14 protein-coding genes and 1 pseudogene are annotated in these 16,512 nt (G+C 63.3%); 6 read left to right on the forward strand and 9 right to left on the reverse strand.

The features are described 5' to 3' along the window. Nucleotides 1–59: 59 nt before the first annotated feature. On the reverse strand, nt 60–515 hold the full coding sequence (gene dut, locus K5Q02_RS05515; RefSeq protein ID WP_225837193.1) for a dUTP diphosphatase: 456 nt from the start codon (nt 513–515) through the stop codon (nt 60–62). 31 nt (nt 516–546) lie between these two features. Further along, on the reverse strand, nt 547–1,755 hold the full coding sequence (gene coaBC / locus K5Q02_RS05520) for a bifunctional phosphopantothenoylcysteine decarboxylase/phosphopantothenate--cysteine ligase CoaBC (RefSeq protein WP_225837194.1): 1,209 nt from the start codon (nt 1,753–1,755) through the stop codon (nt 547–549). Nucleotides 1,756–1,930: 175 nt separating this feature from the next. Between coaBC and radC the strand changes: the two genes are divergently transcribed. Beyond that, nucleotides 1,931–2,605, forward strand: a complete 675-nt coding sequence (gene radC / locus K5Q02_RS05525; RefSeq protein ID WP_225837195.1) for a RadC family protein — start codon at nt 1,931–1,933, stop codon at nt 2,603–2,605. A 19-nt stretch (nt 2,606–2,624) separates the two neighbouring features. On the opposite strand, the gene K5Q02_RS05530 is transcribed toward radC, so the two are convergent. Further along, nucleotides 2,625–3,989 carry an esterase-like activity of phytase family protein gene (locus K5Q02_RS05530; RefSeq protein ID WP_225837196.1) on the reverse strand — a complete coding sequence of 455 codons (1,365 nt, stop codon included), beginning with the start codon at nt 3,987–3,989 and terminating at the stop codon, nt 2,625–2,627. A 96-nt stretch (nt 3,990–4,085) separates the two neighbouring features. Then, nucleotides 4,086–5,663 carry an ABC transporter substrate-binding protein gene (locus K5Q02_RS05535; RefSeq protein WP_225837197.1) on the reverse strand — a complete coding sequence of 526 codons (1,578 nt, stop codon included), beginning with the start codon at nt 5,661–5,663 and terminating at the stop codon, nt 4,086–4,088. 381 nt (nt 5,664–6,044) lie between these two features. Here K5Q02_RS05535 and rpmB point away from each other — a divergent pair, with 381 nt between their 5' ends. Both rpmB and rpmG read left to right on the forward strand, forming a co-directional pair. Next, nucleotides 6,045–6,281: a 50S ribosomal protein L28 gene (gene rpmB / locus K5Q02_RS05540; protein ID WP_225837198.1), complete on the forward strand. Its 237-nt coding sequence runs from the start codon at nt 6,045–6,047 to the stop codon at nt 6,279–6,281. Between the two features lie 9 nt (nt 6,282–6,290). After that, nucleotides 6,291–6,446: a 50S ribosomal protein L33 gene (rpmG, locus tag K5Q02_RS05545; protein WP_079203857.1), complete on the forward strand. Its 156-nt coding sequence runs from the start codon at nt 6,291–6,293 to the stop codon at nt 6,444–6,446. Between the two features lie 77 nt (nt 6,447–6,523). On the opposite strand, the pseudogene K5Q02_RS05550 reads toward rpmG, so the two are convergent. The 3 genes and pseudogenes from K5Q02_RS05550 to K5Q02_RS05560 form a co-directional block, all read right to left on the reverse strand. Beyond that, nucleotides 6,524–8,901, reverse strand: a pseudogene (locus tag K5Q02_RS05550) (penicillin acylase family protein). 56 nt (nt 8,902–8,957) lie between these two features. Next, complete coding sequence (locus tag K5Q02_RS24410) at nt 8,958–10,445, reverse strand: methyl-accepting chemotaxis protein (RefSeq protein WP_329959553.1); 1,488 nt, start codon at nt 10,443–10,445, stop codon at nt 8,958–8,960. An 84-nt stretch (nt 10,446–10,529) separates the two neighbouring features. Next, on the reverse strand, nt 10,530–11,105 hold the full coding sequence (locus tag K5Q02_RS05560) for a DUF6436 domain-containing protein (protein WP_225837199.1): 576 nt from the start codon (nt 11,103–11,105) through the stop codon (nt 10,530–10,532). A gap of 165 nt (nt 11,106–11,270) precedes the next feature. Between K5Q02_RS05560 and K5Q02_RS05565 the strand changes: the two genes are divergently transcribed. Further along, complete coding sequence (locus K5Q02_RS05565) at nt 11,271–12,209, forward strand: alpha/beta hydrolase (RefSeq protein WP_225837200.1); 939 nt, start codon at nt 11,271–11,273, stop codon at nt 12,207–12,209. Here K5Q02_RS05565 and K5Q02_RS05570 read toward each other — a convergent pair. After that, nucleotides 12,203–12,934 carry a hypothetical protein gene (locus K5Q02_RS05570; protein ID WP_225837202.1) on the reverse strand — a complete coding sequence of 244 codons (732 nt, stop codon included), beginning with the start codon at nt 12,932–12,934 and terminating at the stop codon, nt 12,203–12,205. The two genes, K5Q02_RS05565 and K5Q02_RS05570, sit on opposite strands and share 7 nt — an antisense overlap. An 82-nt stretch (nt 12,935–13,016) precedes the next feature. Here K5Q02_RS05570 and K5Q02_RS05575 point away from each other — a divergent pair, with 82 nt between their 5' ends. Further along, entirely contained in the window at nt 13,017–13,640 is a 624-nt protein-coding gene (locus K5Q02_RS05575) for a 2OG-Fe(II) oxygenase (protein ID WP_225837204.1), read from the forward strand. Between the two features lie 64 nt (nt 13,641–13,704). Here K5Q02_RS05575 and serA read toward each other — a convergent pair whose 3' ends face one another. Continuing rightward, nucleotides 13,705–14,934, reverse strand: coding sequence for a phosphoglycerate dehydrogenase (gene serA, locus K5Q02_RS05580; protein WP_225837206.1), 1,230 nt, complete (start codon nt 14,932–14,934; stop codon nt 13,705–13,707). A 183-nt stretch (nt 14,935–15,117) separates the two neighbouring features. On the opposite strand from serA, the gene K5Q02_RS05585 reads away from it, so the two are divergent. Continuing rightward, on the forward strand, nt 15,118–16,509 hold the full coding sequence (locus tag K5Q02_RS05585; protein ID WP_225837207.1) for an FAD-binding oxidoreductase: 1,392 nt from the start codon (nt 15,118–15,120) through the stop codon (nt 16,507–16,509). Nucleotides 16,510–16,512 lie beyond the last annotated feature (3 nt).

Consider the following 16,512-nt stretch of genomic DNA (forward strand, 5'->3'; position numbering starts at 1 on the left):
CTTCCTTGGGCGCGCGTTTGAAGCCTTTCATCAGACGTCTCCTGGCGATTGGGTCTGTTTCAGTGGCTGCCGGAGTGGCCGAAACCACCGGTGCCGCGCTCGCTGTCGTCGAATTCCTCGACCACTTCGAAGCGAGCTTGTACGACGGGCACCAGAACCAGCTGAGCGATGCGTTCGCCAATCGCCATCTTGAAGGCGCTGTTGCCGCGGTTCCAGCACGACACCATCAGTTCACCCTGGTAGTCGGAGTCGATCAGGCCGACCAGATTGCCGAGCACGATGCCGTGTTTGTGGCCTAGGCCCGAACGCGGCAGGATCAGCGCCGCCAGGCCAGGGTCGGCAACATGGATGGCCAGGCCGGTGGGGATCAATACGGTCTGCCCCGGTTCCAGGGTCAGGTCTTCCTTGAGCATGGCGCGCAGATCGAGGCCTGCCGAACCCGGCGTGGCATAAGCCGGCATGGGGAAGTCGTTACCGAGGCGGGGGTCGAGAATCTTGGCTTGTAGGGCGTGCATGGGGCGATCAAGGTTTCCGTGCTGATGAATGTCAGGGTTTGTGTTGGTGCGCGGCGATGAAACTCACCAGTTGTCGGGCGATCTTGCCCTTGCTGGTCTGCGCGAAGCTGCTCTGCTGTAGCTCGCGATCGATGATAGTGATCGCGTTGTCTTCACTGTTGAAACCGATGCTGGGGTTGGCCACGTCGTTGGCGACGATCAGATCGAGGTTCTTGTCCTTGAGCTTGCGCGAGGCGTACTCCAGCAGATTCTCGGTTTCGGCGGCGAAACCGACGCTGAAGGGGCGGTCGTCACGGTGTGCCAGGGTGGCGAGAATGTCCGGGTTGCGCACCATCTGCAACAGCAGGCCGTCACCGCTGTTGGGGTCTTTCTTCAATTTGTGCTGGGCGACAACTTCCGGGCGGTAGTCGGCGACCGCCGCCGCGGCGATGAGGATGTCGCAGGGCATTGCCGCTTCGCAGGCGGCGAGCATGTCACGGGCACTGACCACGTCGATGCGGTTGACCCGATCCGGCGTCGCCAGGTGCACCGGGCCACTGATCAGGGTGACCTTGGCGCCGGCTTCCACCGCGGCCTCGGCGAGGGCGAAGCCCATCTTGCCGGAGCTGTGGTTGGTGATGTAACGCACCGGGTCGATGTTTTCCTGAGTCGGGCCGGCAGTGATCAGCACGTGCTTGCCGGTCAGCGCGAGGTGTTCGAAGCAGTCGGCAGCGAGATGCGCCAGGTCATCGGCCTCGAGCATGCGCCCCAGGCCCACGTCGCCACAGGCCTGGCTGCCGGATGCCGGCCCGAACAGGCGCAGGCCTCGCGCGCGCAGCAACTCGGCATTGGCCTGGGTGGCCGGGTCGCGCCACATTGCCTGGTTCATTGCCGGTGCCAGGGCTACGGGGGCATCGGTGGCGAGCACCAGGGTGGTCAGCAGGTCGTCGGCCACACCCTGTGCCAGGCGCGCCATAAGGTCAGCGGTGGCTGGCGCGATCAGTACCAGATCGGCCCAGCGCGCCAGTTCGATATGGCCCATGGCGGCTTCTGCAGCCGGGTCGAGCAGATCCTGATGCACCGGGTGACCGGACAGCGCCTGCAGGGTCAGCGGGGTGATGAACTCGCGACCACCGTGGGTCATGACCACGCGCACTTCGGCGCCCTGATCCTTGAGTCGGCGTACCAGTTCGGCGCTCTTGTACGCCGCGATGCCGCCACCCACGCCGAGGATGATGCGTTTGCGATACAGCCGCTGCATAACTCTGCCTTTGTCGTGTGTAGTTACAGACGCAAGTGACCGATCCTCCCCAGGCCCGGCAACATGCGAAAAACCGGGCTACGATAGCACAGCGGCAGCAGGCGAGCAGTGGGGCGTCCGGCGAGGGTAGCGCCACTGGACTTGCTGCGGAAACTGGATGGACAAGGAGCGTCTGATGAGTATTCGTGAGTGGCCCGCGGCAGAGCGCCCGCGGGAGAAATTATTGGCCCAGGGCGCGGCCAGCCTGACCGATGCCGAGTTGCTGGCGATCTTCCTGCGCACTGGCGTGGCGGGGCAGAGTGCGGTGGATCTGTCGCGCCATCTGCTCGCCGACTTCGGCAGCCTGCGGGCACTGTTGCAGGCCGACCTGCCATTCTTCACCCAGCGTCTCGGGCTTGGCCCTGCCAAGTTCGCCCAGTTGCAGGCGGTGCTGGAAATGGCCCGTCGCCATCTGGCCGAGCAGCTGCGCCGTGATTCGGCTCTGGAAAGCCCGCAGGCGGTGCGTGATTACCTTAAGGCGCTGCTGCGTCACGAGCCCCACGAGGTGTTCGGCTGCCTGTTTCTTGATGCTAAGCATCGCGTGCTGGCGTTCGAGGCGCTGTTCCAGGGCTCCATCGACAGTGCCAGCGTTTACCCGCGCCAGGTGGTCAAGCGCGCGCTGGCGCATAACGCCGCCGCGCTGATCCTCACGCACAATCATCCGTCAGGCGTCGCGGAGCCGAGTCAGGCTGACAAGGTGCTGACCCAGCGATTGAAGGAGGCGCTCGCCTTGGTCGAAGTCCGCATCCTCGACCATTTCATTGTTGGCGATGGCGAGCCGTTGTCGATGGCCGAGCACGGCTGGATGTAGCCGGCGCGGCCATCGCCGATCACTGGGCGCGCAGCAGTTCGCCCACCTCGAGCAGAACCAGTTCGTTGTCATCGGCCTGGTTGGGCTCTCGGCTGCTGGAGAACGGCAGGTTGTTATCGTTGCCGACAACGATGTGCGTGTCATCGACGATGTCGACGTTCTCGATGGTGAAGAACGGGAAGGTCAGCACGCCATCGTTCAACGGCTTGCGGGCGATGCCCTTGGGATCCTGAATAGCGAGCAGGTCGATATGGCCGACCTTGCGCACGGGCTGGCCAACATTGCTGTCGTCGAACGCCACCTTGTAGACGCGCTTGAAGCGGGCGATGTCGGAGAAGCAGGTGCTGTCGGTCTGGCCGGCAGGGCAGGCCTTGTCGGGCGTGCCTTCGCCATTGTCGCGTTCGATGATCAGCCCGCTGGCAGCATCGATCATGTTGAAGTCGCCGATGGCGTGGCCGGGCTGCTCAAGGGGATAGAGCCAGTGGCGACCCGTCCAGGCCTCGCGCTGCACGTCGAATTCGACCATACGCACTACGCTCTTGCCATCCTGCTGCTCGGCGCCGTTGCTGGCTGCGTCCCACAAGGGGCCTTCGAGCAGTGCATAGAGCTTGCTGCCGTCGCTGGAGGCCGCCATGCCTTCCAGGCCCTTGGAACGACGCACCTCGACATTCATCGGCTCGGCAGGCCAGCCAGGCAGCTTGACCGCTGGGTTGTCGGGCGAGCGCACCGGTTTGCCCGCTACCTCCACGTCGAACACCTTCTGCACCCGGCCCTGCAGGTCGGTCTTGATTACATAGGGGCCGAACTCGTCACCAATCCAGATTGCATCACCCGCGAACTGGAAACTCTCGGGATCGAAATCGGCGCCCGACAGGCAGCGCGCTTGCGTGCCTTCGTGAACGATTCGAAAGGGCACCTTCTTGTCCGGGTCGCTGAGAAATACCGTCGCCAGCCGCTTGAATTCGCCTGACTGGAAGTCGACGTCGTAGTGGTTGAGGTAGAGCATCGCGTCGGCGGAGTTGGCCTTGGTGCCAAAGCCGTTGTCGGTCAGCACCCAGAAACTGCCATCAGGCATGTGCTTGATGCCGGAATGGCCCTGTAGCGGCTGACCTTCAAAAGGCAGCGACATACCGGTGGGGCGATTGGCCGACATCCCTTCGACGCTGCCGATTTTCTCGCTGCGCTGGCCATTGGAGAATTTGCCGCTGACGGCGAAATCAGCCGGTGCATCCGCCGGCGGAGTCACGAAGCTGGCCGCAGGTAGCACGGCGTGGCCGGCCAGTATCGCCGGGTAGGCGCTGGCTGTGTTCTGCCCATGGGCGATGAGCGGCACGCAGCAGAGCGTGGTGGCTAGCAGTTTGCAAACACTGGCATTGAAGCGCATGGCCTGAACGATCCCCGTCTGTAGAGAACGGACAGGGTGGGGCAGGCGTGTGTCATGGCTGTGACAACCGCCTGCTGTCGAGCTGCTGGCTGGGTTTCAGGGCTTCACGCTGACCTTGGAGAAGTCCTGGCGGCCGAACGGGCTGACGCTGTAGCCCTCGACATCCTTGCGGATGAGGGCGTAGGCCGTTGGGTGGGCCAGTGGCAGCCACAGCGCCTGCTGCTGGATGATCGCCTGAGCATCTTTATATAGCGCCGCGCGTTTTGCCTGATCGCTGATCGCCTTGCCGTCGGCGATCAGCTTGTCGAGCTTGGCGTCGCAGTAACGGGCGAAGTTCAGGCCGGACTCCACCGAGGCGCAGGAAAATTGCGGGGTCAGGAAGTTGTCCGGGTCACCGTTGTCGCCGGCCCAGCCCATGAAAAGCAAGTCATGCTCGCCCGCTTTGGCGCGGCGGATCAGTTCGCCCCACTCGATCACGCGGATTTCGGCCTTGATGCCGACCTTGGCCAGGTCGGCCTGCAGCAGTTGTGCGCCCAGGCTGGGGTTGGGGTTGAGCAGGCTGCCCGACGGGCGCGTCCAGATGGTGGTGCTGAAGCCGTCGGCCAGTCCGGCTTCTTTCAAGAGCTCACGGGCTTTCTGCGGATCATGGGCGTAGCCCGGCAGTTCACTGGCGTAGCCCCAGGTGTTGGGCGGGTAAGGGCCGTTGGCGGGCTCTGCACTGTTCTCGAATACCGCTTTCAGGTAGCTGGTCTTGTCGAACGCCAGGTTGATGGCCTGGCGCACGGCGGGCTTGTCCAGTGGTGGGTGCTGGCTGTTGATGCCGACGAAGGCGGTCATGAAGGCCGCGGTTTTCACGCTGCTGAGGTTGGCGTCCTTGGCGGCGGCCTCGACGTCCAGCGGCTTGGGCGACAGGGCGATATGGCATTCGCCGCGGCGCAGCTTCTGCAGGCGTACGTTGGCATCCGGGGTGATGGCAAACACCAGCGCGTCGACATTCGGCTTGCCGGCGAAGTAGTCCGCGTTGGCGACATAGCGGACGGCGGCGTCCTTCTGGAAGCGCCTGAACACGAAAGGCCCGGTGCCGATGGGCTGGCTGTTGAGCTTCTCGGGCGTCTCGGCCTTGAACAACTGATCCGCGTATTCGGCCGAGTAGATGGAGGCGAAGCCCATGCTCAGGGTGGCGAGGAAGGTCGCGTCCGGTTTGTTGAGCGTGATGCGTACCCGATGGGTATCGACTTTCTCGACCGCCTTGACCAGCTCCGGCCATTGCATGGATTGGGCATGGGGATAGCCGCTGGTGGCCACCTTATGCCACGGCTGGGCAGGGTCGAGCATGCGCTGGAAGCTGAACAGCACGTCGTCGGCTTCCAGTGGGCGGCTGGGCTTGAAGTAGTCGGTGCGGTGGAACTGCACGTCGGGGCGCAGGGTAAAGGTGTAGGCGAGGCCGTCCGCGGAGACCTCCCATTTGCTGGCCAGGCTCGGTACCAGCTTGCCGCTGGCCGCATCGAAATCGACCAGGCGGTTCATCAGCACGTCGGCCGAGGCGTTGGTGGTGGTCAGGGAGTTGTACTGCACCACGTCGAACCCGTCCGGGCTGGCTTCGGTACAGACGCTGAGGGTGGCGGCCTGGGCGAACAGCGGGGCGATGAGTAGCGGCAAAAGGGCGAGACGCATGGTGAACTCCTGAACGGGGCGGCGCGCATCCGGCGGGCCGTCGAATGGAAAACGCTGACTGGGGTGGGTCGCGTTGACGCGTGAATAGACACTAAGCGATAAGTCGGAGGGGGACAACGTATCCTGGCGACCAATGGTCGTTGCTGGGCACGCCCGCAGGGCCGGGCTAAAGCGCAGATGAACTGCGCTTTAGCGTGTGTTCATGCTTGTTGCACCCAGGTCTTTCTGGTATAAAGCAGCGCTCTTTTCTAGGGGCCCGGTTGCTTGATTGCTATCTATCACCGGTAAGACCCTGAAGAAACGCGGCGCCCAGCGCCGAAAAACAGAGATTAAGCGGCCAACCCATGCCGGGTTGGGCATGTGGTTTTAGAGGGCTGAGGTATGTCGAGAGTCTGTCAAGTTACCGGTAAGCGTCCGGTAAGCGGGAATAACATTTCCCACGCTAACAATAAAACCCGTCGTCGTTTCCTGCCGAACCTGCAGCATCATCGCTTCTGGGTCGAGACTGAGAATCGCTTCGTGCGTCTGCGCCTTACTGCTAAAGGTATGCGCATCATCGACAAACGTGGTATTGACGTTGTCCTGGCCGAGCTTCGTGCTCGTGGCGAAAAGGTTTAAGGAGCTATCATGCGCGAACTGATCCGTTTGGTGTCCAGTGCCGGTACCGGCCACTTCTACACCACCGACAAGAACAAACGCACCACCCCCGACAAGCTCGAAATCAAGAAATTCGATCCTGTCGTACGTAAGCACGTGAACTACAAGGAAGCCAAGATCAAGTAATTGATCGGCGACCCTGTTGTTGAAAAGCCCGCCTCATGGCGGGCTTTTTCATGCCCGCGATTCACCTCGGCAGCCTGTCAGGGGGCCGGCTGCAAGGTCAGCGTGCTGCGGGTGTTGGCGATGACGTCCGCGGCGCTCAGGTGCTGTGGCACGTATGCGCCATCGATGAAGCGCTGCGCCTGATCGTGGTAGTGGCGGTCGAACGGCACGCCGCTCTGGCCGAGCGGGTTGATACCCAGGCTGCGGCTGGCATCGGCCATATCGATCAGGCGTCGCGTGGAGGGGCCGTGGCCCACCTGCCAGGGCGCGCTGGCGATGCGGTGCGACAGGTTGTTCGGTGTTTCATGACCACCAGGCGCTGCCAGTGGGCCGACGTTGAGTAGCGTGTTCAGTGGCCATTGCACGCCGAGCGGATGCTGATGGGTGAGCGTGTGCGCCGGCCCCCAGTGCCATTGCTCGGGATTCTCGCCAAGGGTCGCGCGCAGGTGCTGCAGGGTTGCGCGCCAGGCCTCGGCCACTGCGTCTGCACGGCTGCGGGGTTGGCCGTCGGCACGTGCCCACCAGGGCGATTGCGGGTCTGCGGTGAGGCGCGGCAACGCACTATCGATCATGCGCGTCGATAGCAACTGTTCGAAGGACGCCTGGCCCAGCCTCTCGGCCATGACTACGCGGCTCAGCTCGAAGATGAACTGGTTGAACAGCGTGGCGGCCACTGAATCCAGCGGATGATCGCCCGTCCAGGTGGCCAGGGTTTTGACCAGTTCCTGCTCGGGCTCGTCCGCCGCCGCTGCGCGCAAGTCGTCGAGGATCGGTGCCAGTAGCCGCGGACCGTAATCGGTGCCGGTCTCCAGCTGCAGGGCCTGGCTGTTGTGCAGATCCCAGCGTATAGCCGGGTCGGCCAGGTGCCGATTCAGGCGCTGGCCGCGTTCCGGCGGGTTGTAGTAGCCGGGAATCTCCAGGCCACTGGTCGACAGCGGCTGGAAGTTGGCTGAAACGATATAGCCGCGCGCCGGGTTCTCCTCCTGAGGGTTGGCGCTGAAGGGGTGGAAGCCGGGTTTGTCTGCCGCCTCGCTGCCTCCGTCGAGAATAAACGCTGGATTCACCCCGGCAGGTCGTTCAGGCAGTTTCGCCGCGGCCCACCAGGCGATGTCACCGCTGGCGTTGGCCCAGACCAGGTTCAGGCCTGGAGCGTGTATGCGCTCTGCAGCAGCGCGGCCCTTTTCGAGGGTGTCGGCGCGGTTCAGGCGGTAGAAGGCGTCGAGCAGCGGGTTTTCGGTTTCAGAAAGGCCCACCACATGGCGATCGGTGTCGTGCCGTCGGCGTCGCCCAGGGCATCGTTGATGATCGGGCCGTGAGGGGAGCGGCGCAGTTCCAGGGTTACCGGCTCGGCGTCCTTGACCTGAATGGTCTCCTGGCGATGCTGCAGATCGACCCAGTGGCCCTGGTACCAGACCTGCCCAGGATTATCCGGGTTGACCCGTTCGGCGATCAGATCCATGTCGTCGTTCTGGAACATGGTCAGGCTCCAGGCGAAGTCGCGGTTGTGGCCGAGAAACGCCACCGGGGTCGCCGGCTGGTGATGACCGTACAACTCGAAGCCCGGGTACTTGAGGTGCGCCTCGTACCATACCGACGGTGCGGAGAAGCGAATGTGCGGGTCGCCAGCCAGCAGGGGCTTGCCGCTGGCGGTGCGCGAACCGGATACCGCCCAGGCATTGCTGCCCTCGAACTGCGGCAGACCGCTGTCGATCAGGGCCTGCTGGCTGAGCTGGGCGAGGCGGTCGAGCATCTGCCAATCGTTTTTCCCGAGGGATGCGTCGATCACGCCTTCGGGGTGCCAGTCGAGATCGAAGATAGTCAGGTAGTCGCTGCCTAGCCTGTCGCGAATATGGGTCAGCAGCGGCTCGCTGCGCAGCGCCGCGGCGAAGCTGTAGGCCAGGTAACCGGCTATGGACAGGGTGTCGGCGGCCGTGAAAGGGCGCTTCTCGATGCCCAGCAGGTCGAACTCCAAGGGCGCCGGGCGGCTGTCCTGATATTGATTGATGCCATCGAGATAGGCGACGAGTGCCTTGGCGTGGGGGCTGTCGGCATCCAGCAGGGCGGCCTGCTGGTCGGCCCTTGTGCGGATTTCCAGGCTACGGAACAGACGGTCGGTGGGCAGCAGTTTGGCGCCGAGAATTTCCGCTAGTTCGCCGCGTGCCAAGCGGCGCAGCATTTCCATCTGGAACAGACGATCCTGAGCCTGCACGAAGCCCAGAGCGCGGTACAGGTCGGACTCGTTCTGCGCCTCGATATGCGGCACGCCGCGCTCGTCGTAGCGCACCTCGACCGGCGCGCTCAAGCGCTGCAGCGTCAGTTGGCCGTCACGCAGTGGCTGCTTGCTGTGCAGGTACCAGGCTCCTGCGCCAGTCACTGCCAGCATGAGTGCAGCCAGGGTGATAAATAGGCGTTTCATGCTCACATCCTTGTTACGAGGGCGCCCATGCTGCGAGCAATCGGCGCCGGCCGCAACTAGGACGTCACGCGGTTCTGGCTGACGTGAAACTGGTCACAAAGACCATTCAGGTGCTCGGCCAGCGAGGCCAGACGCTGACTGTCGCCGGCCACCTCGCCGGCGTCGCGCGCCGTCTCTCCAGCCACCTGGCGCACCTGTTCGATCAGGCGTGCGACCTCGGCGGTGGCCGCCAGTTGCTCGCGGGTGGAAACGCCGATCGCCTGAATGGCCTCGATGGAGCGGTGCACGTTGTCCAGCAGCGCCACGGTGCGCTGGGTATGGCCAACGCAGCGGGCCACGCCAGCATGACTTTCGGCCATGGCATTCACCGCGTTGGTCGAGCCCTGCTGCAGGCGGGCGATCATGCCCTGGATTTCGCCAGTGGCCTGCTGGGTGCGCTGCGCCAATTGGCGCACTTCATCGGCCACTACCGCGAAGCCGCGGCCCTGCTCGCCAGCGCGGGCGGCTTCGATGGCGGCGTTGAGGGCCAGCAGATTGGTCTGTTCGGCCACCGAGCGAATCACCTCCAGTACCTTGTCGATGGCTCGGGCTTCGTCGGCCAGTTCCTGCACCACAGTGCTGCTGCCGTCGATCTGCCGGGCCAGGTTCTGGATCTCGCTCTGCGTGTCGGTGATCGCCGATGCACCCGCCGCCGCGTCGCGATCAGCCAGGCGTGCGGTCTGGGCAGCCTGTTCTGCACTAGTGGACACTTCGCCCACGGCCAGGGTCATCTGTTCGATGGCGCCACCCATCTGCGCGGTGGCGTTGAGCAGATCCTCGGCGCACTTGTTCAGCTCGTGGGTGGACTGACTGAGGTGCTGGCTGGTACTGCGCAGCTCATCGCCTGCGCCGACGACCCGGCTCACCAGGTTGTCGAGCAGCGCCAGAAAGCGATTGAAACGCTGTGCCAGGCGGTCGCTGGAGGCACTGCGGTACGCCAGGTCGACAGGCTCGCCGTCGCGTAGCAGGTGCGCCGAGGTGCGCTGCAGGTCTTCCCCAGCCGCCGCCTCGCGGGCGCTGTGGCGCGCCAGCACGAGCAGAATGATGGTCTCGGCGATCACATAGGCGGCGTGGATGAACACCACGGGCCAGCCAGCGCCGGCTTGCAGGAGGAACACGCCGTTGCCATTTTGCTGCAGGGCGAAGAAGCTCAGGTGATGCACGGCGATAGTGCCGGCAGCCAGCAGGATTGGCAGCCAGTCGCGGTAATAGACCAGGAACGCCAGCAGGACGAATACGCTGAAATGCATCTCGACCATGCCATGACTCTGCTGGATATGCAGCGCGGCCAGCACCATGAATGCCACCGCGATCAGGCAGCGATAGGGCCGGGTGCCGCCGATCATGGCGTACAGCGCACTGAGCGCGATGGCCGTACCGCCGCCGATGATCAGTGCCGCCGCCCAGGTCGCGTGCCAGAACGCCAGCCCGAGCGCGTACAGGGTCATCAGCCAGACTACGCAAAGCATCAGGCGGTCGGCCTGGCGATAGAAATTGTTGTGCATGGTGTCCCTTCCGGTTGCTGCTGCGCCCAGAAGTTGTGGCAGAACACGAGGAAAAGCGCAACATCGGCTCTATTTAATGGCCGTTCAGCGCAGTTCTGCCCAATCGCAGAAGCAGCCGCTGGCCAGGTTGTTGTTTGCAAGGACTGTCCGGCCAGCGAGCAGCGCGTCGAGTACGGGCTCGACGAAGCTGTTGCCCGAGGTGCAGGTAAAGCCGCTGCTGTAGGGGCCGAAATAAGCCAGTTCGCCGTGCTGATCCCAGATCGCTACGGCCGGGCTGGCAGGCAGGTGGTCGCTGCCGATCAATCCGCTGAGCGGTTGCAGGGCACTCAGACTGGCGGGTAACTGTCCGTCGGTGCCCGCCTTCTGTACAGCGTGAAAGCTCACGCCACGCGCAGAGTAACGTTCCGTGAGCTCGGCGAGATGCTGCTGATTGCCGACATTGCAGGGGCAGGCCGGATCCCAGAAATGCACCAGGCGAACTTCACCTGATCCGGCCAGCTCTGCAGGCAGGCGCAGCTCTGCGCCTGTGAACAACGTGGTGCGATCACTGAACGGCCGCAGGTAGCGCGCCTCGAACCACCAAAAGGCGACAACCATGGCAACCAGCCAGATCACGGTGACCAGGCAGGCGAGCAGGGTGGTGCGGCGGGAACGTGCCATATGACAGCTTCTGTTAGGTGTGGAGACAGCGTCGAGTCGCGCAGTGCTTGAAGCCTGCAACTGCCGAGGGCGGCTTGCCATGAAGCCCTCGGCAGCAGAATATCGCTACTGTACCTGTTGCCCGCTGGGGCGACGCTGCTGTGAATCAAAAGAGTCATGAGCCTGATGTCCGATACCTTTCAGCCCGAATCCCTGGTCGCCAGCCTGCGTCCTCTGGCCAGCGCGGCGCCGCTGTCGCCGGCGGAGCTCGTCTATCGGCAGTTCTACGGCTTCGTGCCGCAGGACGCGGTAGAAACGCGGCTGGGCTGGTTCGAGGTGGGCGGCTATCGCATCGCAGCGCAGGTCTGGAAACCCGTCGCGCCGCGCGCAACCCTGCTGCTCCTGCACGGCTATTACGATCACAGCGGGCTGTATCGCCACGTGATTCAGTGGGGCCTGGAGATGGGCTTTGCCGTGCTTGCCGTGGACTTGCCTGGGCATGGGTTGTCCAGCGGGCTGCGCGCCAGCATCAATGATTTCGCTGAATATCAGGCGGTGCTGCGTGGGGCGCTGGAGCAGGCCGACGCGCTGGGGTTGCCGGAGCCCTGGCACCTGTGCGGGCAAAGCACTGGCGGGGCGATCCTGATCGACTACCTGCTCAACGACAAGCCGCTGGCTGCGGTGGGCGAGACCATCCTGCTGGCGCCGCTGGTTAGGCCGCGCCGCTGGAACTGGTCGCAACTCAGCTATCGCTTGCTGCGCCGGTTTGTCCAGGAGATTCCACGGCGCTTCAGCGAGAACTCCAGTGACCTGGAGTTTCTCGACTTCCTGCGCAACCGCGATCCCTTGCAGCCCAAGGTAGTACCGACGGTCTGGGTCGGCGCGCTGAGCCAGTGGGTGCCGCGCATCGAGCAGGCGCCGCGCAGTACGCGAAGCCCGCTGATCATCCAGGGCGAGGCAGACATGACGGTAGACTGGCGGCACAACCTCGGTGTGCTGGAGAACAAGTTCAGGGCGCCGCGCATCCTGCGCCTGCCTGAGGCCAGACACCACCTTGCCAATGAGGCGGCGCCGCTACGTCAGCGCTACTTCGATTATCTGGGCGAGCAGTTGAACGCTTACTGACCAACCGCCAGGCCAGCGCGAATTGCCGCTAGCGCGGCCTTGTAGTACGCCGCGCCTTCACTGGATTGGGCGAACGTGACGAACTCTTCCAACTCTGGGTCTGAAAGCCCGCGGTAGACGTGCAGCAGCGTGTTATCCAGATCCTTGTCGATCTGCGCCATCAGACGCTGGCGTTGGCCGTCGAGTAGACCCTGTGCGGCGCCTGCGCCAAGCAGCCCGGGAATCATCTGGCTTAGGCTGTCGGCAGCGACACCGGCCAGGGCCAGACTGATTTCCGCGCCCGACTCGCTGGCCGGCAGCGCCTGGGCCAAGTGGCGTATCAACAAGCGGCGGGTGGCGTCTGCCTCGCTGAGCGGCAGCCCGTCGGCGTACTTGGCTAGCTGATCCGGGCGGGTGGCGAGCAGCTCTGCCTCGACGATCTTGCGGCCCAGTGGTGATTCGAAGAAGCGCAGCGCAGGCATTGGGTCAGCCAGGTTCTCGCGCAGGCTGGTCTCGGCGCGCTGATCCATGGCACTGGCCGCGAAGCGCTGGTTGCTGTTGTTCACCAGCGCTTGATAAACCGCAGGTGGCAGGCTCTTGCTGTAGCGGGCCTGGGCGGCGCTAAGGGCATCGCTGAAATGCGCACGCTGCTGCGGCCAGCCGGCTTTCTCATACAGCTCGGCATGGGGCTCGGCCAGAGCGGGAAGGCTCAGGAGCAACAGCAAGAAACAACACAACGCACGCATAAGGACTCCTGTCTGGGGCGGCTATTTTCGGCAGCTGGGTGGCACTTGTCGAGGTGTAGTCGACACAGGGTAGAATCCGCTCATGACGACCGAAATCACCGACTCGCTGCTGAACCGCATCATCGATGACCTTGCCGAGTTCGGTTGGTCGTTGCAAGCGCAGTTCGCCTCCCCTGCTTTGACTCAGCAACTGGCCGATGAGTGCCGCCAGCGTATAGCGCTGGGAACGCTGGCGCCTGCTGGTACCGGTCGTGGTAACGCCGTGGCGGTACGGGAAGGCACCCGGGGTGATCACATTCAGTGGCTCGAAGCTGGGCAGTCGCCGGCCTGTGATGGTTACTTGCAGTTGCTCGACGAACTGCGTGGTGTACTCAACCAGAGCCTTTATCTCGGGTTGGTGGACTACGAGAGTCACTTCGCCTTCTACCCGCCTGGGGCTTTCTACCTCAAGCACCTGGATCGTTTTCTCGACGAGGACCGTCGTGCCGTTTCTGCAGTGCTTTATCTCAACGACGACTGGTTGCCGGAGGAAGGCGGCGCGTTACGGCTGTACTTGGCCGATGGCGAAGTGCGCGATGTCTGGCCTCAGGCCGGCACTCTGGTCGTCTTTCTGTCTGCCGATGTGCCCCATGAAGTGCTACCCGCGAGCCGTGATCGCTTGTCACTGACGGGCTGGTTTCGCCGCCGTGGTGACGGCCCGCTCTGACGTCAGCGACTGCCGGAAACGAAAAAGGGAGGCCGAGGCCTCCCTTTTCAATGCGCCTAGGCTCTTAGAACAGAACGCGGCTGCGGATGGTGCCGTTGACGTGCTGCAGCTTCTCCAGCGCCAGATCCGAGTATTCGGCGTCGACGTCGATGACCACGTAACCAACCTTCTCGTTGGTCTGCAGGTACTGACCAGAGATGTTGATGCCGTTGTCGGCGAACACCTTGTTGATCTCGCTCATCACGCCTGGAACGTTGGCGTGGATGTGCAGCAGACGGTGCTTACCCGCGTGCGCCGGCAGCGCCACTTCCGGGAAGTTGACCGAGGATACCGAGGTGCCGTTGTCGCTGTACTTGACCAGCTTCTCGGCCACTTCCAGGCCGATGTTGGCCTGGGCTTCGGCGGTGGAGCCACCGATGTGCGGCGTCAGGATCACGCGATCCAGGCCACGCAGCGGGCTTTCGAACACGTCGTCGTTGGACTTCGGCTCGACCGGGAACACGTCGATGGCCGCGCCGATCAGGTGCTCGTCCTTGATCGCCGCAGCCAGGTGATCGAGCTCGACCACGGTGCCACGGGCGGCGTTGATCAGAATGCCGCCTTTCTTGATGGCGCGAATTTCCTTCTCGCCGATCATCCACTGAGTGGATGCCAGCTCAGGCACGTGCAGCGAAACGATGTCGCACATGCCCAGCAGGTCATGCAGCTTGCCGATCTGTGTGGCGTTACCCAGCGGCAGCTTGGTTACCACGTCGTAGAAGAACACCTGCATGCCCAGGGCTTCGGCGAGTACCGACAACTGGGTGCCGATTGAGCCGTAACCGACGATGCCCAGCTTCTTGCCGCGGATTTCGAAGGAGTTGGCTGCCGACTTGATCCAGCCGCCACGGTGGCAGGAGGCGTTCTTCTCGGGGATGCCGCGCAGCAGCAGGATGGCCTGGGCCAGCACCAGTTCGGCGACCGAGCGGGTGTTGGAGTACGGCGCGTTGAACACGGCGATACCGCGCTCGCGGGCGGCGTTCAGGTCGACCTGGTTGGTGCCGATGCAGAAGCAGCCAACGGCGACCAGTTTCTTCGCACAGTCGAAGACCTCTTCTGTCAGCTGGGTGCGAGAGCGGATGCCGATGAAGTGCGCGTCGGCGATCTTGGCCTTCAACTCCTCGCCGGACAGCGCGGTCTTGAGGTACTCGATGTTGGTGTAACCGGACGCCTTCAGGGTATCCACTGCGTTCTGGTGGACACCTTCGAGAAGAAGGAACTTGATCTTGCTCTTGTCGAGAGAGGTCGTGCTCATCGGAGTACCTGTTGTCCCACTAAATTAAGTGTCAGGAGAAGTATCGGCGCTAGCGCCAATGGGCCTGCAGATCGCGGCAAAGCATGATTTGCGGGGGGCATATGCTAGCATGGCTTCCCTTTTCCTTGCTCGGTTGCGACCTGAACGGTTCTCAGGGCGACCATGAATGTTTCGAGAGTTGAAATGACCGATCACCTGCCGATTGAAGAACTCAAAACCCTGGTCGAGCCCGGTAAGGTGCTGACCGACGCTGCCTCCCTGGAAACCTACGGCAAGGACTGGACCAAGCATTACGCGCCAGCCCCCAGTGCCATCGTCTTCCCCAAGACCATCGAGCAGGTACAGGCCATCGTGCGCTGGGCCAACGCCCACAAGATCGCCCTGGTGCCCTCGGGCGGCCGTACCGGCCTGTCGGCAGCGGCGGTCGCGGCCAATGGCGAAGTGGTGGTGTCGTTCGATTACATGAACCAGATCCTCGACTTCAACGAGGCCAACCGCACCGTGGTCTGCCAGCCGGGTGTGGTCACCGGCGCGCTGCAGCAGTTCGCCGAGGACAAGGGCCTTTATTACCCCGTGGATTTCGCCTCCGCCGGCTCCAGCCAGATTGGCGGCAACATCGGCACCAATGCCGGTGGCATCAAGGTGATCCGCTACGGCCTGACCCGCAACTGGGTGGCTGGCCTGAAAGTGGTCACCGGCACCGGTGAGTTGCTCGAACTGAACAAAGACCTGATCAAGAACGCTACCGGCTATGACCTGCGCCAGCTGTTCATCGGCGCCGAAGGCACCCTGGGGTTCGTGGTCGAGGCGACCATGCGTCTGGATCGCGCGCCGCGCAACCTCACCGCCATGGTGCTCGGCACGCCGGATTTCGATTCGATCATGCCGGTGCTGCACGCCTTCCACGGCAAGCTCGACCTCACCGCCTTCGAGTTCTTCTCCGACAAGTGCCTGGACAAAATCCTTGGCCGTGGCGACATTCCTGCTCCTTTCGAAAGCCGCACGCCGTTCTACGCCCTGCTGGAATTCGAAGCCGTCAATGAAGATGTGGCCAACGCCGCCCTGGCGACCTTCGAACATTGTGTCGAACAGGGCTGGGTGCTCGATGGCGTGATGAGCCAGAGCGAGCAGCAGTTGCAGAACCTGTGGAAGCTGCGCGAGTACATCTCCGAGACCATCAGCCACTGGACGCCGTACAAGAACGACATCTCGGTGACGGTCAGCCAGGTGCCAGCGTTCCTCGCCGATATCGACACCATCGTGTCCGGCAGCTACCCCGATTTCGAAGTGCTCTGGTACGGCCACATTGGCGACGGCAACCTGCACCTGAACATCCTCAAACCCGACGCACTGAGCAAGGAAGACTTCTTCGCCAAGTGTGCGACCGTCAACAAGTGGGTGTTCGAGACCGTCGAGAAGTACAACGGCTCTATCTCCGCCGAGCACGGCGTGGGCATGACCAAGCGCGATTACCTGGAGTACAGCCGCTCGCCGGCAGAAATCGGTTACATGAGAGCGGTCAAGGCGGTCTTTGACCCCAACGGCATCATGAACCCAGGCAAGATCTTCAACTGATCC

The sequence above is a fragment of the Pseudomonas sp. MM211 genome (assembly GCF_020386635.1).
Classification (GTDB): domain Bacteria; phylum Pseudomonadota; class Gammaproteobacteria; order Pseudomonadales; family Pseudomonadaceae; genus Aquipseudomonas.